The 26532-nt window shown below is 69.5% G+C and carries 26 protein-coding genes; 11 read left to right on the plus strand and 15 right to left on the minus strand.

Annotated features, from left to right (window positions below):
* Positions 1 to 64: 64 nt before the first annotated feature.
* Positions 65 to 1291 (plus strand): MFS transporter, encoded by a 1227-nt coding sequence (locus G6N61_RS09225; protein WP_163918247.1) that lies wholly within the window; start codon positions 65 to 67, stop codon positions 1289 to 1291.
* Here the strand turns inward: G6N61_RS09225 and G6N61_RS09230 are convergent.
* The gene (locus G6N61_RS09230; RefSeq protein WP_163924707.1) at positions 1244 to 1858 is read right to left on the minus strand and encodes a hypothetical protein; all 615 of its coding nucleotides are present in this window, start codon (positions 1856 to 1858) and stop codon (positions 1244 to 1246) included. The two genes, G6N61_RS09225 and G6N61_RS09230, sit on opposite strands and share 48 nt — an antisense overlap.
* A 5-nt stretch (positions 1859 to 1863) precedes the next feature.
* A complete protein-coding gene (locus G6N61_RS09235) occupies positions 1864 to 2316 on the minus strand; it encodes a MarR family winged helix-turn-helix transcriptional regulator (protein ID WP_163918248.1) in 453 nt (150 codons plus the stop codon).
* A gap of 60 nt (positions 2317 to 2376) precedes the next feature.
* Between G6N61_RS09235 and G6N61_RS09240 the strand changes: the two genes are divergently transcribed.
* Positions 2377 to 2709, plus strand: a complete 333-nt coding sequence (locus G6N61_RS09240) for an antibiotic biosynthesis monooxygenase family protein (RefSeq protein ID WP_163918249.1) — start codon at positions 2377 to 2379, stop codon at positions 2707 to 2709.
* A 10-nt stretch (positions 2710 to 2719) separates the two neighbouring features.
* Here the strand turns inward: G6N61_RS09240 and G6N61_RS09245 are convergent, their stop codons facing one another.
* The gene (locus tag G6N61_RS09245; RefSeq protein ID WP_163924708.1) at positions 2720 to 3730 is read right to left on the minus strand and encodes a 3-isopropylmalate dehydrogenase; all 1011 of its coding nucleotides are present in this window, start codon (positions 3728 to 3730) and stop codon (positions 2720 to 2722) included.
* 8 nt (positions 3731 to 3738) lie between these two features.
* On the minus strand, positions 3739 to 5325 hold the full coding sequence (gene serA / locus G6N61_RS09250) for a phosphoglycerate dehydrogenase (RefSeq protein WP_163918250.1): 1587 nt from the start codon (positions 5323 to 5325) through the stop codon (positions 3739 to 3741).
* Between the two features lie 30 nt (positions 5326 to 5355).
* Here serA and G6N61_RS09255 point away from each other — a divergent pair, with 30 nt between their 5' ends.
* From G6N61_RS09255 to G6N61_RS09280, 6 genes are all read left to right on the plus strand, one after another.
* Positions 5356 to 6786, plus strand: a complete 1431-nt coding sequence (locus G6N61_RS09255; RefSeq protein ID WP_179973595.1) for a phytoene desaturase family protein — start codon at positions 5356 to 5358, stop codon at positions 6784 to 6786.
* Between the two features lie 252 nt (positions 6787 to 7038).
* The gene (gene crtI, locus G6N61_RS09260; RefSeq protein WP_163918252.1) at positions 7039 to 8559 is read left to right on the plus strand and encodes a phytoene desaturase family protein; all 1521 of its coding nucleotides are present in this window, start codon (positions 7039 to 7041) and stop codon (positions 8557 to 8559) included.
* Positions 8556 to 9500 (plus strand): phytoene/squalene synthase family protein, encoded by a 945-nt coding sequence (locus tag G6N61_RS09265; RefSeq protein ID WP_163918253.1) that lies wholly within the window; start codon positions 8556 to 8558, stop codon positions 9498 to 9500. The genes crtI and G6N61_RS09265 overlap by 4 nt, the downstream gene beginning before the upstream one ends.
* Positions 9501 to 9555: 55 nt before the next feature.
* A complete protein-coding gene (locus G6N61_RS09270) occupies positions 9556 to 10260 on the plus strand; it encodes a class I SAM-dependent methyltransferase (RefSeq protein WP_163918254.1) in 705 nt (234 codons plus the stop codon).
* A gap of 26 nt (positions 10261 to 10286) precedes the next feature.
* On the plus strand, positions 10287 to 11291 hold the full coding sequence (locus G6N61_RS09275) for a DUF5914 domain-containing protein (protein WP_163924709.1): 1005 nt from the start codon (positions 10287 to 10289) through the stop codon (positions 11289 to 11291).
* A gap of 11 nt (positions 11292 to 11302) precedes the next feature.
* Positions 11303 to 11647: a DUF3140 domain-containing protein gene (locus G6N61_RS09280; RefSeq protein WP_163918255.1), complete on the plus strand. Its 345-nt coding sequence runs from the start codon at positions 11303 to 11305 to the stop codon at positions 11645 to 11647.
* Positions 11648 to 11717: 70 nt separating this feature from the next.
* On the opposite strand, the gene ilvC is transcribed toward G6N61_RS09280, so the two are convergent.
* Genes ilvC through G6N61_RS09295 form a run of 3 tightly spaced genes read right to left on the minus strand, consistent with a single transcriptional unit; the run spans position 11718 to position 15128 of the window.
* Positions 11718 to 12719, minus strand: a complete 1002-nt coding sequence (ilvC, locus tag G6N61_RS09285; protein ID WP_179973655.1) for a ketol-acid reductoisomerase — start codon at positions 12717 to 12719, stop codon at positions 11718 to 11720.
* Positions 12720 to 12764: 45 nt separating this feature from the next.
* Positions 12765 to 13271, minus strand: a complete 507-nt coding sequence (ilvN, locus tag G6N61_RS09290) for an acetolactate synthase small subunit (RefSeq protein WP_163918257.1) — start codon at positions 13269 to 13271, stop codon at positions 12765 to 12767.
* A 6-nt stretch (positions 13272 to 13277) separates the two neighbouring features.
* Complete coding sequence (locus G6N61_RS09295) at positions 13278 to 15128, minus strand: acetolactate synthase large subunit (RefSeq protein WP_163918258.1); 1851 nt, start codon at positions 15126 to 15128, stop codon at positions 13278 to 13280.
* 247 nt (positions 15129 to 15375) lie between these two features.
* Here G6N61_RS09295 and G6N61_RS09300 point away from each other — a divergent pair, with 247 nt between their 5' ends.
* Positions 15376 to 15786: a PH domain-containing protein gene (locus G6N61_RS09300; RefSeq protein ID WP_235887464.1), complete on the plus strand. Its 411-nt coding sequence runs from the start codon at positions 15376 to 15378 to the stop codon at positions 15784 to 15786.
* A 16-nt stretch (positions 15787 to 15802) separates the two neighbouring features.
* On the opposite strand, the gene G6N61_RS09305 is transcribed toward G6N61_RS09300, so the two are convergent.
* Positions 15803 to 16645: a DoxX family protein gene (locus tag G6N61_RS09305; protein WP_163918260.1), complete on the minus strand. Its 843-nt coding sequence runs from the start codon at positions 16643 to 16645 to the stop codon at positions 15803 to 15805.
* 184 nt (positions 16646 to 16829) lie between these two features.
* On the opposite strand from G6N61_RS09305, the gene G6N61_RS09310 reads away from it, so the two are divergent.
* Positions 16830 to 17948 carry a PQQ-dependent sugar dehydrogenase gene (locus G6N61_RS09310; RefSeq protein WP_163918261.1) on the plus strand — a complete coding sequence of 373 codons (1119 nt, stop codon included), beginning with the start codon at positions 16830 to 16832 and terminating at the stop codon, positions 17946 to 17948.
* Here the strand turns inward: G6N61_RS09310 and G6N61_RS09315 are convergent.
* The 7 genes from G6N61_RS09315 to gatC all read right to left on the minus strand — a co-directional run bounded on the left by G6N61_RS09315 (position 17945) and on the right by gatC (position 25747).
* Positions 17945 to 19342 carry a sensor histidine kinase gene (locus G6N61_RS09315; protein ID WP_163918262.1) on the minus strand — a complete coding sequence of 466 codons (1398 nt, stop codon included), beginning with the start codon at positions 19340 to 19342 and terminating at the stop codon, positions 17945 to 17947. The genes G6N61_RS09310 and G6N61_RS09315 overlap by 4 nt on opposite strands.
* Before the next feature lie 17 nt (positions 19343 to 19359).
* Complete coding sequence (gatB, locus tag G6N61_RS09320) at positions 19360 to 20862, minus strand: Asp-tRNA(Asn)/Glu-tRNA(Gln) amidotransferase subunit GatB (RefSeq protein WP_163918263.1); 1503 nt, start codon at positions 20860 to 20862, stop codon at positions 19360 to 19362.
* Positions 20863 to 20914: 52 nt separating this feature from the next.
* Positions 20915 to 21946, minus strand: a complete 1032-nt coding sequence (locus G6N61_RS09325; protein ID WP_163918264.1) for an ATP-dependent 6-phosphofructokinase — start codon at positions 21944 to 21946, stop codon at positions 20915 to 20917.
* A gap of 72 nt (positions 21947 to 22018) precedes the next feature.
* Entirely contained in the window at positions 22019 to 22678 is a 660-nt protein-coding gene (locus tag G6N61_RS09330) for a response regulator (protein ID WP_163924710.1), read from the minus strand.
* Positions 22675 to 23850: a sensor histidine kinase gene (locus G6N61_RS09335; RefSeq protein ID WP_235887465.1), complete on the minus strand. Its 1176-nt coding sequence runs from the start codon at positions 23848 to 23850 to the stop codon at positions 22675 to 22677. The genes G6N61_RS09330 and G6N61_RS09335 overlap by 4 nt, the downstream gene beginning before the upstream one ends.
* Positions 23851 to 23930: 80 nt before the next feature.
* Entirely contained in the window at positions 23931 to 25415 is a 1485-nt protein-coding gene (gene gatA, locus G6N61_RS09340; protein ID WP_163918265.1) for an Asp-tRNA(Asn)/Glu-tRNA(Gln) amidotransferase subunit GatA, read from the minus strand.
* Positions 25412 to 25747, minus strand: coding sequence for an Asp-tRNA(Asn)/Glu-tRNA(Gln) amidotransferase subunit GatC (gene gatC, locus G6N61_RS09345; protein WP_163918266.1), 336 nt, complete (start codon positions 25745 to 25747; stop codon positions 25412 to 25414). The genes gatA and gatC overlap by 4 nt, the downstream gene beginning before the upstream one ends.
* Before the next feature lie 102 nt (positions 25748 to 25849).
* Between gatC and G6N61_RS09350 the strand changes: the two genes are divergently transcribed.
* On the plus strand, positions 25850 to 26509 hold the full coding sequence (locus G6N61_RS09350; RefSeq protein ID WP_163918267.1) for an ACT domain-containing protein: 660 nt from the start codon (positions 25850 to 25852) through the stop codon (positions 26507 to 26509).
* Positions 26510 to 26532: the final 23 nt, after the last annotated feature.

Consider the following 26532-nt stretch of genomic DNA (forward strand, 5'->3'; position numbering starts at 1 on the left):
GGTGCGTCTCAGCATCCGAGATCGCTATTCAGCATGCTGAGATCAACGTGCGACGATGGCAGCCATGACCGCCAGCTCCATCGGAACCGCCCGACGGTGGTCGATGCTGGCGATCGGCCTTGCCGCGACGTTGTGCGCCAACGTGTTCATCAACGGCGTGGCCTTCCTCATTCCGACGCTGCACCGAGAGCGTGGCCTCGACCTCGCCGAAGCCGGCCTGGTGTCGTCACTGCCGAGCTTCGGCATGGTCGTCACGCTCATCGCCTGGGGCTGGGTCGTGGATCGCCTCGGTGAACGTTTCGTCCTCGCCGTCGGGTCGGCACTCACGGCGGCCGCCGCATTCGCCGCGGCCTCGACGAGTTCCCTGTTCGCCGTCGGCGCCTTCCTGTTCCTGGGCGGCATGGCAGCAGCCGGCAGCAACGCGGCGAGCGGACGCCTCGTCGTCGGGTGGTTCCCGCCGCACCAGCGGGGTCTGGTGATGGGGATCAGGCAGACCGCTCAGCCGCTCGGCGTCGGAGTGGGCGCCTTGGTGATGCCCCAGCTGGCCGAATCTCGCGGAATCGCAGCCGCTCTGCTGTTTCCCGCCATCGCGTGCGTCGTGGCCGCCGCCGTCAGCGCCGTCGGCGTCATCGACCCGCCGCGGCCACCGCGCGCTGAGGCGCCGACCGGGGATCTGGTCAATCCGTACCGCGGATCGTCGACGCTCTGGCGGATTCATGCCGCCTCGGTGCTGCTCGTCATACCCCAGGGCGTGCTCTGGACGTTCACATTGGTCTGGCTGATGACCGACCGCAACTGGTCGGCCGCATCGGCGGGCGCGATGGTCACCGCGGCCCAAGTGCTCGGTGCCGCAGGCAGGATCGCCGCGGGCCGCTGGTCGGACAAGGTGGGTTCACGCCTGCATCCGGTGCGCACCATCGCGATCGGCGCCGCGATCGCCATGGGACTGCTGGCGCTGACCGATTCACTGGGTTCGCCGGTGTCGATTGCCGTCATGGTGGTCGCGTCGGTGATCACGGTGTCCGACAACGGGTTGGCGTTCACCGCGATAGCCGAGATCGCGGGGCCGTTCTGGAGCGGTCGCGCACTCGGCACCCAGAACACCAGTCAACTGTTCGCCACGGCGGTGGCGCCGCCGGCGTTCGGCGCGCTGATCGCCGCGGCCGGCTTCCCGGTGGCCTTCGCGTTGTGCGCGGTGTTCCCGCTGCTGGCCGTCCCCCTCGTCCCGGTCGGCCGGGATCCGCTACGCGCGCTCGATGCTGCCCGGCCGCCGACGGGCCCGCCCACCTAGCGGAAGCAATGCGGCCGCCAGAAAGCACAGCGCCCCCACGAAGGTGCCCGCGTTCGCAAGCGCCTCGTCGGCCGTGACGCCGGATGCGCGGACGAACGCTCCGAGCGCGCTCAACCCGAACGCCACGCAGCCCACCATGTTGATCCACGTCGACTGCCAGTCAGGCGATCTCGGCCGCCAGACGCCTACCCCGGCATTGAGCGCGGCGACCCCGAGGATCCCGCTGACGAGGAATGCCACGGAGCCGGTCGCATCGGGTGCCCACACCAATCCGCGTTCGGCGATCACGCGGTGCGCCCAGACCGAGGCGCCGGTGCTGACGTTGAACAGCACGGTGCCGACGAATTGCGTTGCGGCAGATTGCCATTGCAAACTCCCCTCGGGGCCCGACCGCACCAGCTGAACCCACGCGGCGCTGGTGAAGAACCAGGACCCCACGAAGCACAGCACGTTGGCCGTCGACTCCCCCGCGGCGGCGGCGAAGCCGGGTGCGGTGGCCAGGGCGAAGAACGTCGAACCGACCGCGAACAGCCAGCACTGGTGGGTCAGCGTGACCGCTGCGCGCAGCCGGGTCACGACGCCTCGAGGTTCTCCGCGCACCGGGCCAGGGATTCGCGCAACTGATTTCGCGCGTGCTCGCTCAACCCGTTCAGCATCGACTCCTCGACCGAGAGGACGGCATCGTGACTGGCGGACAGGCGCTTGCGTCCGGCGTCCGTGAGCGCCAACGCGGTGGTGCGGCCGTGGGCCTGCGTCGTCGCGTTGCGGATCAGGCCTGCGGTGCGCAAGCCGGCGAGCAGGTCCTGCAGCGACTGCCGGGTGACGAAGCAGAGCCTCGCCAGCTCGGCAGCGGAGGCGTCGGGGTGGTCGGCCAGTGCGCGCAGCGCCACGTACTGCGCCATGGACAGGCCGGTCGGACGCAGCGCGGCGTCGCATTGCCGCCGCAGCGACTGCTGGACCCGCTTGGTCAGATAACCCGCGCCCGCCTCGACGTCCGGCTTGACCTTCGGCTTCGACTCCGACATGACAGGAACCTTACATCGGGTCTACAGTCGTCGCTGTAAGGAACCTGACAAAGGAGAACGATGACGACCATCACGACCCAATCCAGCCACGCGACCCTGATCAACGTCTTCACCGTGGCGCCGGACCGCGCCCACGCACTCGCCCAGCTGCTGACCGAGGCCACCGAGGAGGTCATGGCTCACGTGCCGGGCTTCGTCTCGGCGAACATCCACGTCAGCACCGACGGCACCCGCGTCGTCAACTACGCCCAGTGGGCCAGCGCGGAGGCCTTCACGGCCATGCAGGCCGATCCGACGGCGCAGGTGCACATGCGAGCGGCCGCCGAACTGGCCGACGGATTCGACCCGCACTTGTACACCGTCGAATCGGTGCACGAACGAGACGCGGTCTGAAGCGTCGGGGCTAGAGCAGCGACACGATCCGGTCGCCGACCGCCGACGTCGACTGGGCCTCCGTGCCGCGGGTCGCGAGATGCTGCTCGACGGCGGCGTCGACGCGCGCTGCGGCGGCGTCCTCACCGACGTGCGAGAGCAGCAGCGCCACCGACATGATGGCCGCCGTGGGATCGGCGATCCCCTGGCCCGCGATGTCGGGCGCGCTGCCGTGCACCGGCTCGAACATCGACGGGTTCGTGCCCGTCGCGTCGATGTTGCCGCTGGCGGCCAGCCCGATCCCGCCGGACACGGCCGCGGCGAGGTCGGTGATGATGTCGCCGAACAGGTTGTCGGTCACGATCACGTCGAACCGGCCCGGGTCGGTCACCATGTGGATGGTTGCGGCATCGATGTGCTGGTAGGCCACCTCGACGTCGGGGAATACGGTGCCCACCTGGTCGACGATGCGGGCCCACAGCCTGCCTGCGAACGACAGGACGTTGGTCTTGTGCACCAGCGTGAGGTGCTTGCGCCGCTTGGTCGCCCTGGCGAACGCGTCGCGCACGACCCGCTCGACGCCGAATGCGGTGTTCAGGCTGACCTCGGTGGCCACCTCGTGCGGGGTCCCCGCGCGGATGGCGCCACCGGTGCCGGTGTACGGACCCTCGGTGCCCTCGCGGACCACGACGAAGTCGATGGGCGGGTTGCCCGCCAGCGGGCTGTCCACCCCGGGAAGCAGCCGGGAGGGGCGCAGGTTCACGTGGTGGTCGAGTTGGAAACGCAGCGTCAGCAGCAGGCCGCGTTCGAGTACGCCGCTGGGCACCGAGGGATCGCCGATGGCGCCCAACAGGATTGCGTCGTGACCCCGCAACTCGTCGACCATGCCGTCGGGCAGCGTCTCGCCGGTGGCGTGATAGCGGCGCGCACCGAGGTCGTACTCGGTGCGTTCGGTCCCGGGCAGGACCACGTCGAGCACCTTGAGCGCCTCGGCGATCACCTCGGGTCCGATGCCGTCACCGGCGATCACGGCGAGCTTCAACGGAGAACTCACGACAGGTCCACCAGTTCCAGCGTGGCGGCGTCGACCTCGGCGCCGATGGTCGAGAGCACGTCGGCGTCCACCCGCCGGTCGAGGCGCAGCATGATCGTCGCGCCGTCGCCGTCGGCGTCCTGGCTCAGCTGCGCGGCGAGGATGTTGACCCCAGCCCCGCCCAGCAGCGTGCCGATCTTGCCCAGTGCCCCTGGCTGATCGCTGTAGTTGATGATCAGGTTGACGCCCTCGGCGCGCAGGTCGAAGTTGCGTGCATTGATCTGCACGATCTTCTCGACCTGCTGCGGTCCGGACAGCGTGCCAGCGACGTTGACCGACGACCCGTCGGCGGCCACTCCACGGACGTCGACGACGCTGCGGTGGTTCGGGCTCTCCGACTCGGTGTCGATGGTCGCCTGGACGCCGCGCTCGGCGGCCAGCGCGGGTGCGTTGACGAACGTGACCTGGTCCTCGATGACGGCGGAGAACAGCCCGCGCAGCGCCGACAGGCGCAGCACCTCGACCTCTTCGGAGGCCAGTTCGCCGCGCACCTGCACGCACAGGCTGGTGGGCAGTTCGGCCGACAGCGCGCCGACCAGCAGGCCCAGCTTGCGGGCGAGGTCGAGCCACGGCGCGACCTCCTCACCCACGACGCCGCCACCGACGTTCACGGCATCGGGGACGAACTCCCCCGCCAGCGCCAGCCGCACGCTGGCCGCGACGTCGGTACCGGCCCGGTCCTGCGCCTCGGCGGTCGACGCACCGAGGTGCGGGGTCACGACGACCTGCGGCAGCTCGAACAACGGGCTGTCGGTGCACGGCTCGGTGGCGAACACGTCGAGCCCGGCACCGCGGACGTGACCGCTCGTGATGGCGTCGGCGAGCGCCTGCTCGTCGATCAGCCCACCCCGCGCTGCGTTGACGATGATGACGCCGGGCTTGGTCTTGGCGAGCGTCTCCTTGCCGAGCAGTCCCGCCGTCTCCTTGGTCTTCGGCAGGTGCACGGAGATGAAGTCGGCGCGGGCGAGCAGCTCGTCGAGCGTCAGCAGTTCGATGCCGAGTTGGGCGGCGCGGGCCTGCGACACGTAGGGGTCGTAGGCGGTGATGTGTGCGCCGAAGGCGGCGAGCCGCTGCGCGACGAGCTGGCCGATCCGGCCGAGTCCGACGACGCCCACGGTCTTGCCGAAGATCTCGGTGCCCGAGAACGACGAGCGCTTCCAGGTGTGCTCGCGCAGCGTTGCGTCGGCGGCCGGAATCTGCCGGGCGGTCGCCAGCAGCAGGGCCAGCGCGTGCTCGGCGGCGCTGTGGATGTTGGACGTCGGCGCGTTGACGACCAGGACGCCACGGGCGGTTGCCGCGTCGACGTCGACGTTGTCGAGGCCGACGCCGGCCCGCGCGACGATCTTCAGCTTGGGCGCCGCGGCCAGCACCTCGGCGTCGACGGTGGTGGCCGAGCGCACCAGTAGCGCATCGGCGTCGGGCACGGCGGCCAGCAGCTTCGGCCGGTCCGGCCCGTCGACCCAGCGCACCTCTACCTGGTCACCCAGTGCGTCGACGGTTGAAGAGGCCAGTTTGTCGGCGATCAGTACCACGGGAAGACTCACGCGGTAAGAGTAATGGGCTGTAATACAGCCATGGACGTCACCGTCGTCGGCAGCGGCCCCAATGGGTTGAGCGCAGCCGTCACCCTGGCTCGCGCGGGCCTGTCGGTCCGGGTGATCGAGGCCCAAACCACCCCGGGCGGCGGTGCGCGGACCCTTCCCGACCCCGAGTACCCCGGCGTGCTGCACGACGTTTGCTCGGCCGTTCACCCACTGGGGGTGGCGTCGCCGTTCTTCGCCGAGTTCGACCTGGCCGCCCGCGGCGTCGAGCTGGTGGCGCCCGACATCTCGTACGCCAACCCGCTGCCGGGCCGTTCCGCTGCCGTGGCGTACCGCTCGTTGGAGCGGACCTGCTCGGAACTCGACGACGGCGCGTCCTGGCGCAGATTGTTCGGCCCGCTGGCCGACCACGTGGACGGCGTGCTCGGGTTCTTCCTCGGCGACAAGCGCTCGCTACCACCGGATCTGGTCACCACCGTGCGCACCGGGCTGCGGGTGCTGGCCATGGGCAGCCCGGCGTGGGGCCTGCTGCGCGGGGACGACGCCCGCGCGCTGTTCACCGGCGTTGGCGTGCATGCCATCTCGCGGATGCCGTCGCCCGTCAATAGCGGCGCCGGGCTCATGCTCGGCACGGTTGCCCATACCGCGGGCTGGCCGGTGCCGGTGGGCGGGACGCAAACCATCGCCGACGCGCTGATCGCCGATCTGCGAGCCCACGGTGGCGAGCTGGTGCTCGGCGAGCCCGTCACCACGCCGCCCGAGGGCGTGGTGGTGTGGGACACCGCGCCGACCGCGCTGCTCGACGTTTACCGCACCGCAGTACCGGCGCGGTACGCAAAGGCGTTGCGGCGCTACCGGTTCGGACCCGGTGTGTGCAAGATCGACTTCGTGCTGTCCGGCGACATTCCCTGGAGCGATCCGCGCGTCGGCCAGGCGCCGACGGTGCACATGGGCGGCACCCGAGCCCAGATGGCCCTGGCTGAGCGCGAGATCGCCGCGGGGCGCCACGCCGAATGGCCGATGACGCTGTCCGCGCAGCCCCACGTCGCCGACCCGTCTCGCATCGACGAGCGCGGTCGCCGCCCCCTGTGGACCTACTCGCACGTGCCCGCGAATTCGACGGCCGACCTCACCGAGACCGTCACGGCCATGTTCGAGCGTGCCGCGCCGGGTTTCCGCGACCTCGTCGTCGCTTCGAGGTGCGTGCCTGCCGCGCAGATGTCCCGTCACAACGCCAACTACGTCGGCGGCGACATCATCGTCGGCGGGGCGACGCTGTTCGCGGCGATGATCGGCCCAACCCTGCGGCTGGACCCGTGGACGACGCCTATTCCACGGGCCTATCTGTGTTCGTCGGCGACTCCGCCGGGTACGGGCGTCCACGGCATGGCGGGCTTCTACGCCGCCCGCTCGGTCCTGCGCCGCGAGTTCGGCATCACCGAGATGCCCGCGCTGGCGCCGTAGCAGTTCTTTCCATTCGCTGAATTCACCGACCCGATCGTTTCCCGAACGTCCCTGGCCGTGATTGGCTGGAGACATCATGGTCGGGGTATTGCGGGGAGCTGATGACGTACCGGTGACGCGTCACGGCTCGCCGATTCGCTGCCGACCGAGCGGGTATCCCGCCGCGAAACGGCGGGCGACTAGAAACGAGATGCGCTTGAGTACGGGCCACCAGCGGCAGACAGCCCCTACGACGATGCTGCGGACGTCCTGATGCGCACGGTGGGTGGCGGCAGCGGACGCGTCGTGGTCGTCGGCGCGGGCCTTGCGGGACTGTCCGCCGCGCTGCACCTTGCCGGTCGCGGTCGTGCCGTGTCGGTCGTGGAACGCGGGAGCCATCCGGGCGGGCGGGTGGGCCGGGCGGACATCGGCGGGTACCTCCTCGACACCGGACCGACGGTGCTGACGATGCCCGACGTCATCGACGAGACGTTCGCCGCGGTCGGCGAGTCCATGGCAGCGCGTTTGACGCTGCACCGCGTCGACCCCGCGTACCGGGCTTCGTTCGCCGACGGGTCGACGCTCAACGTGTACGCCGACGCCGATCTGATGGCCGCGGAGATCACCCGCTTCTCCGGTCCCGACGAGGCCCGCGGCTATCTCCGGCTGCGCGAGTGGTTGACGCGGCTCTACCGCACCGAGTTCGACGGGTTCATCTCCTCGAACTTCGACTCGCCGCTGAACTTGGTCACGCCGCAGCTGGCGCGACTGCTCGCGATGGGCGCGTTCCGCAACTGGGACACCATGGTGCGCAAGTTCATCAGCGACGAACGGCTGGTGCGGGTCTTCACCTTCCAGGCGCTCTATGCAGGCGTACCGCCGCAGCGGGCGCTGGCCGTCTACGCGGTGATCGCCTACATGGACACCGTCTCGGGGGTCTACTTCCCCGAGGGCGGCATGCGGGCGCTCCCCGACGCGATGGCGGCCGCAGCCGTCGACGCAGGCGTCGAATTCCATTACGACGCAACCGTATCGGAGCTGGAACGCAGCGGAGACCGCGTCACCGCCGTGCGCACCGCCGACGGCCGCCGGGTCGAGGCGGGCACCGTGGTGCTCACCACCGAATTGCCCGACACCTACCGGCTCCTCGGCCGGACTCCCCGCAGGCTCCTCAAGGTGCGTCCTGCACCGTCGGCCGTCGTGGCGCACGTCGGCTGCCGCGCCGTCGAAGGCGCGGCAACCGAATCCGCGGGGCACCACACGATCGTCTTCGGTGACGCATGGAAGCAGACGTTCACCGACATCATCGACGACGGCCGCGTGATGGGCGATCCGTCGCTGCTGGTCACCCGCCCCACGGCGAGCGAGCCCGGGCTCGCACCGGCCGGCCGCGACCTGCTCTACGTCCTCGCCCCGGCACCGAACACCGAGGTCGGAACGATGGATTGGGACCGCACCGGCTCCGAGTACGTCGACCGCATGCTCGACGTCGTCACCCGCCGGCTGCCAGGTGTGGGGCTGGATGCCGAACTGCTGCACACCATCACGCCCGCGGACTGGGCCAGGCAGGGCATGGCGGCGGGAACGCCGTTCGCGCTGGCACACACCTTCGCCCAGACCGGCCCATTCCGCCCGGCCAACGTCGTGCGGGGCATCGACAACGTGGTGCTGGCCGGGTCGTCGACCGTTCCCGGTGTCGGGGTGCCGACGGCCATCATCTCCGGGCGCCTTGCGGCCGACCGGGTCACGGGTGTCGCAGCAGAGGGTAGGCAGATTCGGACGGTGACGTCGTGATCAGTTCGGAATTGGACGCCGCGGGGGTGCGCGATCCCGAACTACGCGACGCCTACGCCAGGTGCCGTGCGATCAACGCGCAGTACGGTCGCACGTTCTTCCTCGCGACCAGGCTGCTCGCACCCGAGCAGCGCCCCGCCGTACATGCGCTCTACGGCTTCGCCCGCCATGCCGACGACATCCTCGACGACTTCAGCGCCGCGAGTGTCGACGAACGCGCGAACCGATTGCAGGGGTTGGCCACCGACCTGTTCAAACGGCTCGTCGACAACGTCGACTCCGGCGACGACCCCACGCTGACCGCCGTCACGCACACGGCGCGCAAGTATGGCCTCGACTGGCAACTGTTCGACGACTTCCTCGAGTCGATGCGCATGGACCTCACGATCACCGACTATCCGGACCGGGCGGCTCTGGGCCGCTACATGTACGGGTCGGCCGAGGTGATCGGGCTGCAGATGCTCCCGGTCCTCGGCACCGTCGGCACCCGCGAGGAGGCGGCCCCGTACGCCGCCGCGCTGGGCACGGCATTCCAGCTCACCAACTTCCTGCGCGACGTCGACGAGGACCTCGTCCGCGGCCGCGTGTACCTGCCGGCCGACGAACTCGCGGTGCACGGCGTCGACCGCGAGGTGCTGACGTGGTGCCACGACAACAAGCGCACGGATCAACGCGTCCGCCGGGCATTGGCCGAGCAGCACGAGGCCGCCCGCCGGGTGTACGACTACGCCGAAGGCGGCATCGCCATGCTCGCGCCGCGGTCCCGGCCGTGCGTCAGCGCCGCGCTCACGCTGTACTCCGAGATCCTCGATCGCATCGAGGAGATCGACTTCGCGGTGTTCAACGAACGAGCCACCGTCGGCAAGCGGCGGCGCCTCGCGGTGGCTGCGACGGGGCTGACCCGAGCCTGGCGCGCCCGGCGCGCCGGGCGGGGGTCGTGACGGTGCACCACACTGTGGCAGCGTGAAGGGGCGCGGCAACCCAAGGAGGACACCCATGAACGTTCGTCGTGACGTACCGGTCGCATTCGATCCCGGAGCGAAGTCGTACGACGCCCTCGTCGGAGCGAATCCCGGTTACAACGAACACCTTCGGCTCTCGGCCGAGCGCATGGCGCTGCCCGACGGTGGCCGCGGACTCCGCCTGCTCGACGCGGGCTGCGGCACCGGCCTGTCCACGGCCGCGCTGCTGTCGGTGGCCCCGCACGCCGAGATTGTCGCCGTCGACGGGTCCGCGGGCATGCTGGAGCAGGCCCGCGCCAAGGACTGGCCGTCGACCGTGCGCTTCGTCCACTCCTACGTGGAGCAGCTGTCCGACGTGGGCATCGAGGGTCCGTTCGACGGCATCCTCGCCGCCTACCTGATCCGCAACCTCGACGACCCGGACGCCACCCTTGCCGAGTTCCGCAAGCTGCTACGGCCGGGTGCGCCCCTGGCGGTTCACGAGTACTCCGTACGCGACTCGCCAAGGGCGAAGATCACGTGGAACGCCGTCAGCACCGCGATCATCATCCCGTTCGGCAAGCTGCGCACCGGTGATGCGAGCCTCTACCGCTACCTGCGTGACAGCGTGAACCGCTTCGACGGCGCGGCGGCGTTCCGGGGTCGATTGCAGCGCAACGGATTCGTCAACGTCAGGAGCGAGACGATGCCCGGGTGGCAGAGCGGAGTCGTGCACACCTTCCTCGCGGACGCGCCGTGACCGCCTTGCGCACCTTGGCCACCCGGATGGCCAAGGCATCTCCGTTCCAGGTGCTGCCGCCGCTGCGCTGGGCTGCTCAGGAACCGACCTACCGCGACGCCTCCCCCGCGTTGATCCAGTCCGCGCTGCGCCGCTCGCAGAGCCGGCCCAGCGGCAACTGGTACGTGTTCGCCGCGAGCACGGACGTCGGCGGACAGCCGTTCGCCGCCAACGTCGCCGGCGAGGAACTGGTGGCCTGGCGCGACGACGCCGGTGATCTGCACGTCGGTCCGGCCGAGTGCCCCCACCTCGGGGCCGACCTGTCCACCGGCCGGGTCGAATGCGGCACGCTCATCTGCCCCTGGCACGGGCTGCGGCTGTCCGGCCGCCGCGAGGCCGGGTGGAAGCCCTACCCGGCCCACGACGACGGGGTGCTCGCGTGGGTTCGCCTCGACCGCATCGGCGGGGAAGAACCCACCGAGGAGCCGATCATCACCCACCGCCCGCCGCAGCCGAGCATCGCCGCCGTCGCCCGACTCGTCGGCACGTGCGAGCCCGCCGACGTCATCGCCAACCGCCTCGACCCCTGGCACGGATCCTGGTTCCATCCCTACTCGTTCACCCAGCTCGAGGTACTGAGTTCGCCGCCGATCGCCGACGACCTCCCCGTCGAACAGGACGCGCTCGCGGTGGCCGTCACGTTCCGCATCGGTCGGCTCGGCGTCCCGGTGATCGCCGAGTTCATCAGCCCCGAGCCCAGAACCATCCTGATGAAGATCGTCGACGGCGAGGGCAGCGGCAGCGTCGTCGAGACTCACGCCACGCCGTTGGCCCCCGGGCCCGACGGGCTGCCGCGCACCGCGGTCATCGAGGCGGTCGTCGCGTACTCCGACCGCTCCGGATTCGCCAGGGCACTGGGCGTCGCACCGCTGATCACGCCGCTCATGCGGTACTCGGCGGCACGGTTGTGGCGCGATGATTTGGTCTACGCCGAGAGGGTATTCGCGTTGCGACGTCGCCGTCGCGAGAGGCGTGACGCGACCGCCGAGTAGGGAGGCGCGACATGGCAGGCAAGGACGACGACCACGACGAGACGGCCAAGGAGTTCCACGACGCGGTCAACATGACCGCGAGCCAACTCGAGAAGTGGCTAGAGACAGACGAATCCAAGGACGTCGGGCAGAAGTCCGACGGAGGCGGCGAGTCGACCGGGCATGCCAGCGGACGCAGGATCATCGAGCTGCTCAAGGCCAAGAAGTCAGACCTGTCCGACGACGACTACGCCCACATGCGCAAGGTCGTCGGGTACGTCCGCCGCCATTCCGCGCAGCGCCCCAAGGGGGACGTCGAGAACACGCACTGGCGCTACTCGCTGATGAACTGGGGTCACGACCCCCTCGAGGACTGACCGTAGGAACGAGTTCGGCGCGTTTCGGGAGCATCGAGTGCTCCCGAAACGCGCCGAAGACGTGGTGATACTAAGCGGTCTCGGTGATCGGCCGGTCGACCCAGCTCATCAGGTCGCGCAGCTTCTTGCCGGTGACCTCGATGGGGTGCTCGGCGTTCTCCTTGCGCAGGCCCTCGAGTTCCTTGTTGCCGCCCTCGACGTTCGCGACGAGCCGCTTCACGAAGCTGCCGTCCTGAATGTCCTTGAGGATGGCGCGCATCCGGTCCTTGGTGTCGGCGTCGATGACGCGCGGGCCCGAGATGTAGCCGCCGAACTCCGCGGTGTCGGAGACCGAGTAGTTCATCCGTGCAATGCCGCCCTCGTACATCAGGTCGACGATCAGCTTCAGTTCGTGCAACACCTCGAAGTAGGCCATCTCGGGGGCATAGCCCGCCTCGACCATGACCTCGAAGCCTGCCTTGACCAGTTCCTCGGTGCCGCCGCACAACACGGCCTGCTCGCCGAAGAGATCGGTCTCGGTCTCCTCCTTGAACGTGGTCTTGATGACGCCGGCCCGAGTGCCGCCGATGCCCTTGGCGTAGGACAGTGCGAGCGCCTCGCCTTCACCGGTGGGGTCCTGGTCGACCGCGATCAGCGCGGGAACGCCCTTGCCGTCGACGAACTGCCTGCGCACCAGGTGGCCGGGGCCCTTGGGCGCCACCATGCCGACGGTGATGTCGTCGGCAGGCTGGATCAGGTCGAAGTGGATGTTCAGGCCGTGGCCGAAGAACAGCGCATTGCCCGCGACGAGATTCGGCTCGATGTCGGTGGAGAAGATCTCCGCCTGCGCCGTGTCGGGCGCCAGCAGCATGATCACGTCGGCCCACTTGGCGACCTCGGCGGGGGTGTCGACCTCGAGACCCTGCTCGGTCACCTTCTCACGGGACTTGCTGCCCTCCTTGAGACCGACCTTCACCTCGACGCCGGAGTCGCGCAGGCTCAACGAGTGCGCGTGTCCCTGGCTGCCGTACCCGATCACGCCGACCTTGCGTCCCTGGATGATCGACAGGTCCGCGTCGTCGTCGTAGTACATCTCTACTGCCACTTGATATTTCCTTTTCTCTTCCGTAACCGAAGACTATTTGGTGGTGACCATGCCGCGCGGCCCGCGGGCCAACGTCACCATGCCGGACTGCGCGATCTCACGAATACCGTATGGCTCCAGCAGGTTGAGCAGCGCCTCGAGCTTGCCAGGCGTGCCGGTGGCCTCGACGACCAGTGACTCCGCCGACACGTCGACCACCTTCGCACGGAACAGGTTCACCGCCTCGATGATCTGACCGCGGGTGGCCGCGTCGGCACGGACCTTGATCAGTGCCAGCTCACGCGACACCGAGTTGTCCTCGTCCTGCTCGACGATCTTGATCACGTTGACCAGCTTGTTGAGCTGCTTGGTGATCTGCTCGAGCGGGAAGTCGTCGACGGCGACCACGATCGTCATCCGCGAGAGGTGCTTCTGCTCCGTGGCTCCGACCGCGAGCGACTGGATGTTGAAGCCGCGGCGCGAGAACAGCGATGCGACGCGCGCGAGCACGCCGGGCTTGTCCTCGACGAGGACCGAGAGGGTGTGAATCGTCGTGGTCATCGTTCTCTACACCTGATCCTCGTTGTCGAACAGCGGGCGGATGTTGCGCGCCGCCATGATCTCGTCGTTGCCCGTGCCTGCGGCCACCATCGGCCACACCTGGGCGTCGGCGCCGACGATGAAGTCGATGACCACCGGACGGTCGTTGATCGCCCGCGCCTGGTTGATGACGTCCTCGACGTCTTCAGCTCGCTCGCAACGCAATCCGACGCAGCCCAGCGCTTCGGCCAGCTTGAGGAAGTCCGGGATGCGGTGGCTGTGCGTGGACAGGTTGGTCTGGCTGTAGCGCTCGCCGTAGAACAGCGTCTGCCACTGCCGCACCATGCCCAGGTTGCCGTTGTTGATGAGCGCCACCTTGATCGGCGCACCCTCGACCGCGCAGGTCGCCAGTTCCTGATTGGTCATCTGGAAGCAGCCGTCACCGTCGATGGCCCAGACCTCGGCCTCGGGCCGGGCGAACTTAGCGCCCATCGCCGCGGGCACGGCGTAACCCATCGTGCCGAGACCACCGGAGTTCAGCCACGTGCGCGGCTTCTCGTACTTGACGAACTGCGCCGCCCACATCTGATGCTGACCGACGCCGGCGACGTACACCGCGTCCGGGCCTGCGATGCGGCTCAGCGTCTCGATGACGTACTCCGGGCTGAGGCTGCCGTCGCTCTGCGGGTCGTAGCTCAGCGGGTAGGTGGCCTGCACGTTGTTCAGGTACTTCCACCAGTCCTCGAGATCCAGCGTGTCCTTCGACGTTCCATCCCGGCGCAACGCCTCGGCCAGGTCGGTCATGACGGCCTTGACGTCGCCCACGATCGGCACGTCGGCGTGCCGGTTCTTGCCGATCTCGGCGGGGTCGATGTCAGCGTGGATCACCTTGGCCTCCGGCGCGAACGACGACAGCTGCCCGGTCACCCGGTCGTCGAAGCGCGTGCCGAGCGCGATCAGCAGATCGCTCTTCTGCAGCGCGCCGACCGCGGCGACGGTGCCGTGCATCCCGGGCATGCCCAGGTTCTGCTCGTGGCTGTCGGGGAACGCACCGCGGGCCATCAGCGTGGTGACGACCGGGATCCCGGTCAACTCCGCCAGTTCCAGCAGCTGCTCGCTCGCGTCACCGCGGATGACACCGCCGCCGACGTAGAGGACCGGCTTGCTGGCGGCCGCGATGAGCTTGGCGGCCTCCCGGATCTGCCTGCTGTGCGGCTTGGTGTTCGGCTTGTAGCCGGGCAGGTCCATCACCGGCGGCCAGCTGAAGGTGCACTGCCCCTGCAGGATGTCCTTGGGGATGTCGACCAGCACGGCGCCGGGGCGACCCGAACTCGCGATGTGGAACGCCTCCGCGATCACCCTGGCGATGTCGTCGCCCTCGCGGACGAGGAAGTTGTGCTTGGTGATCGGCATCGTGATGCCCGAGATGTCGGCTTCCTGGAAGGCGTCGGTGCCGATCAGCCCGCGACCGACCTGTCCGGTGATCGCGACCACCGGGATCGAGTCCATCTGCGCGTCGGCCAGCGGAGTGACGAGGTTGGTCGCACCGGGACCCGACGTCGCCATCATGACGCCGACCTTGCCGGTGGCGTGGGCGTAGCCGCTGGCGGCGTGGCCTGCGCCCTGCTCGTGGCGGACCAGCACGTGGCGCAGCTTCACCGAGTCGAACAGCGGGTCGTACACCGGCAGCACGGCACCGCCGGGGATGCCGAAGATCACGTCGACGTCGAGTTCCTCGAGCGACCGGATGACCGCCTGGGCACCCGTCATCTCAACGGGGGCAACCCTTCTCGGCTGCGGTGCGGATGCGGTGGGGACGGCTGGCGCGCCGCTGCTGCGGTGCGTGGATGCCGGCGGTCGCGTGGTGGGTGCGCTCACGGTGTCCTCTTCAGTCCTGATATCGGGTCGTGCGTTTCTGGGGCAACAAAAAACCCCCGTCAGCTTCCGCTGTACGAGGGTGCGCGTCGGTGTTCGTAGCTCCCGACTGGTCAGTCAGTCTGGTTACGCACCAACGCGCGAACCAATTACTACGAGAATGCCGAAGCTCTGCATAGCGGTGACGGTAGTCCTCGCACTGGTCAAAGGTCAAATTCCGGTCCTCCCCCCGCAGTGGGAGGATGGTCTGGTGAATCGGAAGAAGCCTGCGCCGGAAGCGAACGCGGCCCCAAAGCCCGTGGTCATCAGGATTGCACCGACGGCACTGCTGGCGGTCGGGTTCTTCACCGTGGCACTGCTGAGCATCGTGATGGCCCTGCCGGTGTGGGGCACGGCGCTGCTGATCGTGCCTCTGATCGCGGGCGTGGCCGTGTTCCGCTACCGCACGATCGCCGACCGAGACACCGTGACCGCCCGGACGTTGTTCGGCAGCCGGACCGTGCCGTGGGGCGACGTCGACGGTCTGCAGTTCGACAAGCGATCGTGGGCGCTGGCCCGACTCAAGGACGGGTCGGCGCTCCGCCTGCCGGCAGTGACGTTCACGACGCTGCCCCAGCTGACCGAGGCCAGCGGCGGTCGGGTGCCCAACCCCTACGACTGACCCGGACCTACCCGTCTCAGGCGAGCGGGTTGACGCCGTTCAGCAGCGCCCACACCGCGACGCCTGCGCCGATGCCCAGCAGCAGCGCGGCGAGCGACCCGATGAACGGGCGCCGAGCCCAACCCCGCCCGGCGTCGAAGCCGTACAGGCCGGGGCCGGTCAGGCACAGCGCGGCGGCGAGCACCAGCAGCACCACCTGATATTCGTGGCCGTCCGGCAGGAAGAACGGGAAGTGCCCACCCTCGGGCTGCGCGACGACCGCCGCCAGCAGCGCGTTGACCAGGTACGCCACCGCGGCCGCAGCCGCCAGCGGGGTGAACAGCCCGAGCACCAGGAGCGCGCCGATGGCGATCTGGGCGCCCGCGCCGACGTAGGTCAGGATGCCCGCGTGCTGGTAACCCAGGTCGGCGAGCGACTGCTCGAAGCCGCCGAGACCCTGGCCACCCCAGAGTCCGAAGGCCTTCTGCAGGCCGTGGGCGATGAACAACGCGCCGAGGCCCACGCGCAGCAGCATCAGCCCCAGGTCCTGGGTGCCGCGCTTGCCCGCGGAACGCACCCGGTCGTCGACCATCGGGTCGGGACCGATCTCGACCGGCTCGGCGGGGTTCACGGCGTGCCGGGTGTGCGGCTGCACGTACGGCAGCGGTTCGGGGTCGCCGAGGAGTTGGAACGGGGACTGCTGCTGGGGCGGCGACGCCTCGTAGCGGGGTATGGCCGTGGTCGCCATGTCGCCGGAGTAGGAAGTCGAAGGGACGTCGTCCTCGGGGTCGACCAGGCGGGCCGACGCAGGCCGCTCGGCCGAGCCTTCGAGGCCATCGGGCCGTTGCCAGGCGCGCGGATCGTGTGAGGTACTGGTCACGAAACCCAGCGTAAGTGCTCGTCACCCCCGAGCCGTGGATTGGCGCGTCGCATTCGGACGTCGTTGCACAGCCGTGACACGGGCCTAACTCATTCCCCGTCGCTCCGCTCGCCCCGCTCATTCCCCGTCGCTCCGCTCGCCCCGACGTGGCGCGCATCGCCGAACGATCCGTAACCTGGCCTGCATGAGACTGCACCGGCCGATCCGGGGTGTGCTGGTGCTGCTGTGCAGCGCGTTGCTGGTCGGGTCCGGCTGCGCGCGATTCGATGCAGCCCAGTCCGAACCGTTCACCACTGAGCCGGCGCTCGAGCCCGGGTCGAGTTCCCCGCCGCCTCCCCCGCCCCCGCTGCCGGGTCAGCCGTTCCCCAAGGAGTGCCCCGCGCCTGGCGTCATGCAGGGCTGCCTGGAGAGCACCAGCGGCCTGATCATGGGGCCGGACAGCAAGTCGGCCCTGGTCGCCGAGCGGCTGACCGGCGCGGTGAAGGAAGTGGCGACCAACGCCGAACCCAAGGTCAAGCTGGTGCTGCCGGTGGATCCGTCCGGTGACGGCGGGCTGCTCGACATCGTGCTGTCCCCCACCTACTCCCAGGACCGGCTGATGTACGCGCTGGTCAGCACGCCGAGCGACAACCGGGTCATCCGCATCGCCGACGGCGACGTGCCCAAGCCCATCCTGACCGGCATCCCGAAGGGCACCACCGGGAACACCGGTGCGCTCAAGTTCACCAGCCCGACGACGCTTGCGGTGCTGACCGGGGACGCGGGCAATCCCGCGCAGGCATCGGATCCCGGTTCGCTGGCGGGCAAGCTGCTGCGCATCGAGGCGCCGACGACGGTCAACCCGGCGCCTCCCACGACCGCCCTCAGCGGCATCGGTGCCGGCGGCGGACTGTGCACCGACCCTGCCGACGGCTCGCTGTACGTGACCGACCGCACGCCCACCGGCGACCGGTTGCAGCGCATCACCAAGGATTCCAAGGTGTCGACGGTGTGGTCGTGGCCCGACCGTCCCGGCGTGGCGGGCTGCGCTGCGCAGGACGGCACGGTGCTGGTCAACCTGGTGAACACCAAGCAGACCGTCGCGGTGCGCATGGCGCCCGACACCGGCGCCGTGACCGGCGAGCCGGAGGTGCTGCGGCAGGACACCCGCGGCCACGTGTGGGCCCTGCAGCTGTCGCCCGACGGCAACGTGTGGGGCGCGACGATCAACAAGACCTCCGGCGACGCCGAGCGGCTCGACGACGTCGTGTTCCCGCTGTTCCCGCAGGGCGGCTTCCCGCGCAGCAGCGACGAGAAGACCTAGCCGGCAGGCCGGGCGGGCACGTCGAGCTGTTGTTGCTGCTGCGGGCCGGGCAGCCGGAGCATCAGCCGCGTGCCACCCATCGGGCTGACCTCCAATGACGCCGTGCCACCGTGCAATTCGGCCTGCTGAGCCACCAGCGCCAGCCCCAGTCCGGAGCCCGACCGCGACGCCGTGGTGCCGCGGTGGAAGCGCTCGAACACCGCGGTGCGTTCCTCCTCGGGCACCCCGGAGCCGTTGTCGTCGACGGCGATCTCGACCCCGGTCGCCGAACTCAACACGCTGAGCCGGACCTGGGTGGCGTTGCCGTGCTTGACGGCATTGGCGATCGCGTTGTCGATCACCAGGCGCAGGCCGGCGGGCAGGCCCAGCATCAGCACGGTCGTCGAGGACCCCAGCGCGACGTCGACGTCCGGGTAGTTGTGCCTGGCGTCGTGCGCCGCGCGGTCGAGCAGCTCGGTGACGTCGACCGGCACGAAGTCGTCGAAGGTCGTCAACTCGCCCTGGGCGAGGCGTTCGAGTGCGGTCAGCGTGGCCTCGATGCGGGTCTGGGTGCGCATGACGTCGCCGATGACCTCCTTGCGCTGCTCCGGCCCCAGGTCGAGGGTCAGGAGCACCTCGAGGTTGGTCCGCATGGCCGTCAGCGGCGTCCGCAGCTCGTGGGATGCCACGGCGGAGAAGTCACGCGCCGATTCGAGCGCCGCGCGCGTGCGCTGCTGCTCGTCGCCGATGCGCGCCAGCATGCCCTCGACCGCCTCGGAGATCTCGACGGCCTCCCAGACCCCGCGCACCTGAACCTCGTCCGGGTTGGACTGAGCGTTGATCGCACGGGCCTGCTGGGCCAGCATGCGGAACGGGTTGACCATGATCAGCGAGATGACCCAACCGATCAGCAGCGTGCCGACGATGACGCCCGAGCAGATCCAGAACACGCGCCAGTGCAGGGCGTCGATGCGGTCGATGGTGTCGGCCAGCGGGGCCCCGAGCGCAATCGACGCGGTGCCGGTGTCGATGGTCCTGACGCGGTAGGCGACGCCGTCGATCGTGGTGTCCGAGTAACCGTTCGGGAGTTCGGGCAGCACGATGTCGGCGGGGTTCGACACCGTGGCGGGGCCGATCCTCGCGGTCCGCACGAACCCGCCGTCGTCCGACGTCGGGCTCGGGTCCTCCTCCTGGGCGCTGCGCAGCAACGTGTTGACGTCACCGAGGCTGCTCAACGAGTCCAGCCGCCGGTCGAGCTGGCTGTACTGGTCGTTGGTGACGCCGACCCACACCCACACGCCGAGCACCAGCACCAGGATGATCACCCCGAGCTGGCCGACGATCACGATCGACCGCAGCGAGAGGAGCCGCAGCGGTTGCCGAAGCAGGCGGTAGACCAGATCCTGTGGCGTCATCACGGGAACGGCCCGCCTCAGCTGCAGGCCGCGATGACCATCTCACGCACCTGGGCGGCATCCGCCTGCCCCTTCGTGGCCTTCATCACCGCGCCCACGATCGCCCCGGCAGCCTGCACCTTGCCGCCGCGGATCTTCTCGGCGATGTCCGGGCTGGCGGCGAGTGCCTCCTCGATCGCAGCCTTGATCACCGAGTCGTCGCGGACCACGGCCAGGCCGCGGTCGGTCATCACCTGCTCGGGTTCGCCCTCACCGGCCAGCACGCCCTCGATGACCTGACGGGCGAGCTTGTTCGACAGCTTCCCCTCGTCGACCAGCCCGATGACCTGGGCGACCTGCGCGGGGCTGATGGGCAGTGCGTCGAGTTCGACGCCTGCCTCGTTCGCCTTCTGCACCAGGAAGTTGCCCCACCAGGCGCGCGCGGCCTCACTGGATGCGCCGTGATCCACGGTGGCCGCGACGAGTTCGACGGCTCCTGCGTTGACGAGGTCGCGCATGACCTCGTCGGACACTCCCCACTCCTGCTGGGTTCGCTTGCGGGTCAGCCACGGCAGCTCGGGAATCGTGCCGCGCAGCCGCTCGACGAGTTCGACGCTCGGGGTGACGGGTTCGAGGTCAGGTTCCGGGAAGTACCGGTAGTCCTGCGCCTCTTCCTTGCTGCGGCCCGCCGTGGTGTGGCCGGACTCGTGAAAGTGCCTCGTCTCCTGGATGATTCGGCCACCCGCCTCGAGAACGGCTGCCTGACGCCGCATCTCGTAGCGCACCGCCACCTCGACGCTGCGCAGCGAGTTGACGTTCTTGGTCTCGGTACGGGTGCCGAACTCCGTGGCGCCCTTGAGCATCAGCGACACGTTGGAGTCACAGCGCATGGAGCCCTGGTCCATGCGCACGTCCGATACGCCCAGGCGACGCAACAGGTCTCGCAGGGCCGTGACGTAGGCGCGGGCGATCTCGGGGGCACGGGCCCCGGTGCCCTCGATGGGCCTGGTGACGATCTCGATCAGCGGGACGCCTGCCCGGTTGTAGTCCAGCAGCGACGTCGTCGCACCCTCGATGCGGCCGGTGTCACTGCCGAGGTGGGTCAGCTTGCCGGTGTCCTCCTCCATGTGGGCACGCTCGATCTCGATGCGCCACGTGGTGCCGTCGTCGAGCGGCACGTCGAGGTAGCCGTCGACGGCGATGGGCTCGTCGTACTGGCTGATCTGGTAGTTCTTCGGCTGGTCGGGGTAGAAGTAGTTCTTCCTGGCGAACCGCCCCCATGGCGCGATGTCGCAGTTGAGCGCGAGCCCGATGCGGATCGCGGACTCGACGGCCTGCTGGTTGAGCACGGGCAGCGAGCCGGGCAGCCCCAGGCACACCGGGCAGACCTGCGTGTTGGGCTCGCCACCGAACCGGTTGGGGCAGCCGCAGAACATCTTGGTCTCCGTCGACAGCTCGACGTGGACCTCCATGCCCATGACGGGGTCGAAACGTTCGACCACCTCGTCGTAGTCGAGGAGTTCTGCGGTGGCGACTGTCATGGCGTCGATCCTAGTGGCCGGGCCGACGGGTCGGGCAGCGCGCCGGAGGAGGTCAGCCGAAGAACTCCGCGGCGTCGTCGTAGCGGCTCTGCGGGACCAGCTTCAGCTGGCGCACCGCGTCGGCGAGCGGCACCCGTCCGATGTCCTGGCCGCGCAGCGACACCATCATCCCGTACTCGCCTGCGTGCGCCGCGTCGGCGGCGTTGACGCCGAACCTCGTCGCCAGCACACGGTCGTACGCCGTGGGGGTGCCACCACGCTGCACGTGACCGAGCACCGTCGTGCGCACTTCCTTCTTGATCCGCTTCTCGATCTCCACGCCGAGCTGGTGGGCGACTCCGGTGAACCGGACGTGCCCGAATTCGTCGATGCCGCCGTCGCGCAGCAGCATCGAGCCCTCGGCGGGCTTGGCACCCTCGGCCACCACGCAGATGAAGTGCGAGTCGCCGCGGACGAACCGCTGTTTGATCAGACGGCAGACCTCCTCGACGTCGAACGGCTGCTCGGGGATCAGCGTCATGTGCGCACCCGAGGCCAGGCCGGCGTTGAGCGCGATCCACCCGGCGTGCCTGCCCATCACCTCGACCAGCATCACGCGCTGATGCGACTCGGCGGTGCTGTGCAGCCGGTCGATTGCCTCGCTGGCCACCTGCAGGGCGGTGTCGTGGCCGAATGTGACGTCGGTGCAGTCGATGTCGTTGTCGATGGTCTTGGGCACCCCGACGACCGGGACGTTCTCCTGCGACAGCCAGTGCGCCGCGGTGAGCGTGCCCTCGCCGCCGATGGGGATCAGCACGTCGATGCCGTTGTCCTCGAGCGTCTGCTTGATCTGGTCGAGGCCCGCGAGCAGCTTGTCCGGATTGACCCGAGCCGTGCCCAGGATGGTGCCGCCCTTGCCGAGCAGGCGGTCGTTGCGGTCGTCGTTGGCCAGCTGGATGCGCCGGTCCTCCAGCAGTCCCCGCCAACCGTCGAGGAAGCCGACCACCGTCGAGCCGTACCTGACGTTGCACGTCCGCACGACGGCTCGGATGACGGCGTTGAGGCCGGGACAGTCACCGCCGCCGGTGAGCACTCCGATCCGCATGTCTAGTCCGTTCCTCGCGTGCGCATGATTACCGATCCTGCCAGCTTCGCCCCGTCGAGGCTCGACGGCGGGTCAGCGAGCGAACGGCGACACCAGACCGGACTCGTAGGCGACCACGACGGCCTGGGCGCGGTCACGCAGACCGAGCTTGGCGAAGACCCTGCCGACGTGGGTCTTCACGGTCTCCTCCGACACGACCAGCTCACCGGCGATCTCGGAGTTCGACATGCCGCGGGCCATCGCCTCGAGTACCTCGGTCTCCCGCGGCGTCAGGCGCGCCAGCTCGTCGGCCGAGCGGCGCGGCGGGGCGTGCCTGCCGACGAGGTCCGCGATCATCCGCCGGGTGACCGAGGGCGCTAGCAGCGCCTCGCCCGCGGCGATGACCCGTACCGCTCTGATCAGCTCCTCGGCGGGCGCGTCCTTGAGCAGGAACCCGCTGGCTCCCGCGCGCAGCGCCGCATAGACGTAGTCGTCGACGTCGAACGTCGTCAGCATCAGCACCTTCGACGTGGTCTGCGTGAGGATCTCGCACGCCGCGTCCAACCCGTTCATCTCAGGCATCCGCACGTCCATCAGCACGACGTCGGGTGCCAGCGCGCGCACACCGGCCACCGCGTCCCGCCCGTTGGCCGCGTCCCCGATCACGTCGATGTCCGGCTGGGCGTTCAGCAGTGCGCCGAAGCCCTGCCGGACCATGGCCTGATCGTCGGCGATGAAGACGGTGATCGTCAGGCCGGGCACCCCGTCACGCTAACCGGGCGGACGCACGGCAGATAGGACCAGACGACGAACTCACCCTCGGTGTCGTGAATGGCGACCATCCCTCCGACCGCCGCGGCCCGCTCGCGCATGCCCGCGATGCCCAGACCGGGGGCCGGTGGCTCCCACGACTCGTGGGTCATGCCGTTGCGGATCTCGACGCCCACACCGTCGACGGTGATGCTCACCTCGGCGTTCACCGCCGACCCCGGTGCGTGACGCGCGGCGTTGGCCAGGCACTCGGCCACGATGCGATACGCCGCCGTTCCGACCAGATCCCCGACCCACTCGGCCGACCCGTCGATCCGCCACGTCAGCGGCACGCCCGCCCGCTGCGTCGCGGTGAACAGCGCCGGGAGGTCGACGATCGTCGGAGCGGGCGCGAGTTCGACCGGTTCGGAGCCGCTGCGCAGCACTGAGAGCAGTCCGCGAATCTCGTTGAGCGCCTGGCGCCCGGTGGCGGCGATCGTGTCGAACTCCGCCTGCAGACTGGGCGGCACGTCGGCGTGGCGGTAGGGCGCGGTCTGTGCCGACACCACCACCATCGACATGTGGTGAGCGACGACGTCGTGCAGGTCCCGCGCGATCCTGGTGCGCTCCTGCAGCACCGTGCGCCTGGCCCGCTCCAGTTCGCCCTCCTCCTCGAGTTGGGCGACCTGACGTCGCGAGAGCACCAACCACCGCACCAGCATCACGGCGAACACGATGGCGGTGACGCCGAAGGCCCAACCGCCGTCCACGTGCCCGGGCATGGCCACGAGGAACAGCAGGGCCGACGCCAGCCATACCTTGACCACGACCGGCAGCGGCCGGGTCCACGCCACCGCGACGATCGATGCCAGCAGCACGATGACGTGCACGACCTGCCACGGGTAGTTCCATGACTCGAGCCGGTCGAAGAACAGCGGGATCAACACTGCGGAGGCGGCCGAAATCGACCATGCCAGAAGTGGATTGACCAGGACGAGCAGGAGCGGCAACGCAGCCAGCCCGGCCACGATGGGCGCCAGCGCCGCCGGAACCTCGTGGGTGAGGAAGAGCGTCGGCCAGGCCACCACAAAGAGAATCCCGGTGACCGCCACCAACGACCAGGCCGACCAGCGACCGTGCCGCAACCACTCCACGAAACCCATCGGCCTGTTCACGGGCCAAATGCTATGGCGTTTCGGTCCGCACGCCATCCCCCTGCGGGGTGATCTGCGGCTGGCTCCACGGAGCCAGACCGCTACAGCGCGGTCGGCAGCTCGCCGCGTGCGGCCTCGTACGCCGCACCCACCCGGTAGAGCCGATCGTCGGCCAGCGCCGGCGCCATGATCTGCAGCCCGACGGGCAGACCGTCGTCGGGCGAGAGTCCCGACGGCACCGACATCCCGCAGTGTCCGGCGAGATTCAGCGGCAGCGTGCACAGGTCGAACAGGTACATGGCCAGCGGGTCGTCGACCTTCTCGCCGAGCGGGAACGCGGTCGTCGGGGTCGCGGGCGAGATCAGCACGTCGGCCTTCTCGTAGGCCCGGTCCAGGTCGCGGGCGATCAGCGTGCGGACCTTCTGCGCCTGGTTGTAGTAGGCGTCGTAGTAGCCGGCCGAGAGCGCGTACGTACCGATCATGATGCGGCGCTTGACTTCTGGGCCGAAACCGGCCGCCCGGGTCAGCGCCATCACCTCTTCGGCACTGTGCGTGCCGTCGTCACCGACCCGCAGTCCGTAGCGCATCGCGTCGAAGCGGGCGAGGTTGCTCGACACCTCCGAGGGAAGGATCAGGTAGTAGGCGGCCATGGAGTAGTCGAAGTGCGGGCAGTCGACCTCGACGACCTCGGCGCCCAGGTCGGTGAGCTGGTCGACCGCGGCGTTGAACGACGCGAGCACGCCGGGCTGGTAGCCCTCACCGCTGCGCAGCTGCTTGACCACGCCCACTCGCACGCCTGCGAGGTCACCGTGGGCCCCGGCCCTCGCGGCGCCGACTACGTCGGGCACCTCGGCGTCGACCGAGGTGGAGTCACGGCGATCGTGGCCGGCGATCACCTGGTGTAGCAGCGCGGTGTCCAGCACCGTGCGTGCGCACGGCCCGCCCTGATCGAGCGACGACGCACACGCGATGAGCCCGTAGCGCGAGACCGTGCCGTAGGTGGGCTTCACCCCGACGGTGGCGGTCAGTGCGGCGGGCTGACGGATCGAGCCGCCGGTGTCGGAGCCGATTGCCAGGGGCGCCTGGAACGCGGCCAGCGCCGCGGCGCTACCGCCACCCGAGCCACCGGGCACGCGGTCGACGTTCCACGGGTTGCGGGTGGGGCCGTAGGCCGAGTTCTCGGTCGAGCTGCCCATGGCGAACTCGTCCATGTTGGTCTTGCCGAGGATCGGCACGCCTGCAGCGCGCAAGCGTGCGGTCACCGTCGCGTCGTACGGCGACCGCCAGCCTTCGAGGATCTTGGAGCCACACGTCGTGGGCATGTCGGTGGTGGTGAACACGTCCTTGAGTGCCAACGGCACCCCGGCCAGCGGCGACGGCAGCGTCTCCCCCGCGGCTATCGATGCGTCGACGGTGGCCGCGGCGGCCAGCGCCTCGTCGCCCGCGACGTGCAAGAACGCGTGGTAGCGGTCGTCGGTGGCGGCGATCTGGTCCAGGTGCGCCTGGGTGACCTCGACCGAGGACACCTCCTTGGCCGCGATCCGGGCGCCGAGCGTCGCCGCGTCCAGGCGGGTCAGGTCAGTCATTCGGCGTCTCCCAGGATGCGCGGCACCGCGAACCTGCCCTCGGTCGCGTTGGGCGCGGCGGCGAGCGCCTCGTCCTGCGTCAGGCACGGATCGACGACGTCGGGCCGGGTGACGTCGCTCAGCCCGTCCGCGGGTCGCTTCGCCGCAGCCCGCCGGGCCGCGAGCGGATTGTCGGTGGCCTCGACTCCGGTGACGTCGACGGCCTGGATCTGGCCGACGTGGGCCAGGATCGCGTCGAGTTGGCCGGCGAAGCCCTCGAGCTCGCCGTCGGTCAGGGAGAGCCGGGCGAGACGCGCGAGGTGAGCGACGTCGTCCCGCGATATCTGAGACACGTGAAGGAAGCCTAGTGGTGGCCACGGCCGGGGTGCTCACGTGCTGCCCTGGGTTGACTTCCCGAGTCGCTCCGCTCCTGCCCTCCGTGCAAGGCTGTGCGCGTGCCGTCATATCTACTGCGAGTCGAACTCGAGGACAGGCCCGGCCGCCTCGGATCGCTCGCCGTGGCCCTCGGGTCGGTCGGCGCGGACATCCTGTCCCTCGACGTCGTCGAGCGGGGTGCCGGATACGCCGTGGACGATCTCGTGGTGGATCTGCCTCCCGGCGCGATGCCCGACATGCTGATCACCGCCGCCGAACGGCTGGAAGGCGTGTACGTCGACAGCATCCGGCCGCACACCGGGCTGCTGGAGGCGCACCGCGAACTCGAGCTGGTCGACCACATCGCGGCAGCGCGCGGCACGCAGGCGAAACTGCAGGTGCTCGTCGACGAAGCGCCGAAGGTATTGCGCGTCGGATGGTGCACGGTGGTGCGCCTCACCGACTCCGGGCCCGAGCGCGTCGCGGGCAGCCACGGCGCTCCCGAGACCCAGGCCGCCGCAGCGCCCTGGCTGCCGCTGGAGCGCGCCCTGGCCCTCGACGGTACCGCCGAATGGCTGCCGCAGGTGTGGCGCGACATCGACACCACCCTGGCCGCCGCCCCGCTGGGTGACGCCAACACCGCGGTACTGCTCGGCCGCCCCGGCGGTCCGGCGTTCCGGCCCTCGGAGGTCGCGCGGCTCGGCTACCTCGCGGGCATCGTCGCGACCATCCTTCGCTGAGAGTTCGCTGAAGAGCGGCTTTG

Origin of the sequence: Mycolicibacterium arabiense, assembly GCF_010731815.2 — a bacterium.
Taxonomy (GTDB): domain Bacteria; phylum Actinomycetota; class Actinomycetes; order Mycobacteriales; family Mycobacteriaceae; genus Mycobacterium; species Mycobacterium arabiense.

Bases quoted from the DNA above. Each gene is read 5' to 3' on its own strand.
- G6N61_RS09225 (WP_163918247.1), top strand. From the start codon at position 65: ATGACCGCCAGCTCCATCGGAACCGCCCGACGGTGGTCGATGCTGGCG.
- G6N61_RS09235 (WP_163918248.1), bottom strand. From the start codon at position 2,316: ATGTCGGAGTCGAAGCCGAAGGTCAAGCCGGACGTCGAGGCGGGCGCG.
- G6N61_RS09240 (WP_163918249.1), top strand. From the start codon at position 2,377: ATGACGACCATCACGACCCAATCCAGCCACGCGACCCTGATCAACGTC.
- G6N61_RS09255 (WP_179973595.1), top strand. From the start codon at position 5,356: ATGGACGTCACCGTCGTCGGCAGCGGCCCCAATGGGTTGAGCGCAGCC.
- crtI (WP_163918252.1), top strand. From the start codon at position 7,039: ATGCGCACGGTGGGTGGCGGCAGCGGACGCGTCGTGGTCGTCGGCGCG.
- G6N61_RS09270 (WP_163918254.1), top strand. From the start codon at position 9,556: ATGAACGTTCGTCGTGACGTACCGGTCGCATTCGATCCCGGAGCGAAG.
- G6N61_RS09275 (WP_163924709.1), top strand. From the start codon at position 10,287: ATGGCCAAGGCATCTCCGTTCCAGGTGCTGCCGCCGCTGCGCTGGGCT.
- G6N61_RS09280 (WP_163918255.1), top strand. From the start codon at position 11,303: ATGGCAGGCAAGGACGACGACCACGACGAGACGGCCAAGGAGTTCCAC.
- ilvC (WP_179973655.1), bottom strand. From the start codon at position 12,719: ATGTACTACGACGACGACGCGGACCTGTCGATCATCCAGGGACGCAAG.
- ilvN (WP_163918257.1), bottom strand. From the start codon at position 13,271: ATGACCACGACGATTCACACCCTCTCGGTCCTCGTCGAGGACAAGCCC.
- G6N61_RS09310 (WP_163918261.1), top strand. From the start codon at position 16,830: ATGAGACTGCACCGGCCGATCCGGGGTGTGCTGGTGCTGCTGTGCAGC.
- G6N61_RS09315 (WP_163918262.1), bottom strand. From the start codon at position 19,342: ATGACGCCACAGGATCTGGTCTACCGCCTGCTTCGGCAACCGCTGCGG.
- gatB (WP_163918263.1), bottom strand. From the start codon at position 20,862: ATGACAGTCGCCACCGCAGAACTCCTCGACTACGACGAGGTGGTCGAA.
- G6N61_RS09325 (WP_163918264.1), bottom strand. From the start codon at position 21,946: ATGCGGATCGGAGTGCTCACCGGCGGCGGTGACTGTCCCGGCCTCAAC.
- gatA (WP_163918265.1), bottom strand. From the start codon at position 25,415: ATGACTGACCTGACCCGCCTGGACGCGGCGACGCTCGGCGCCCGGATC.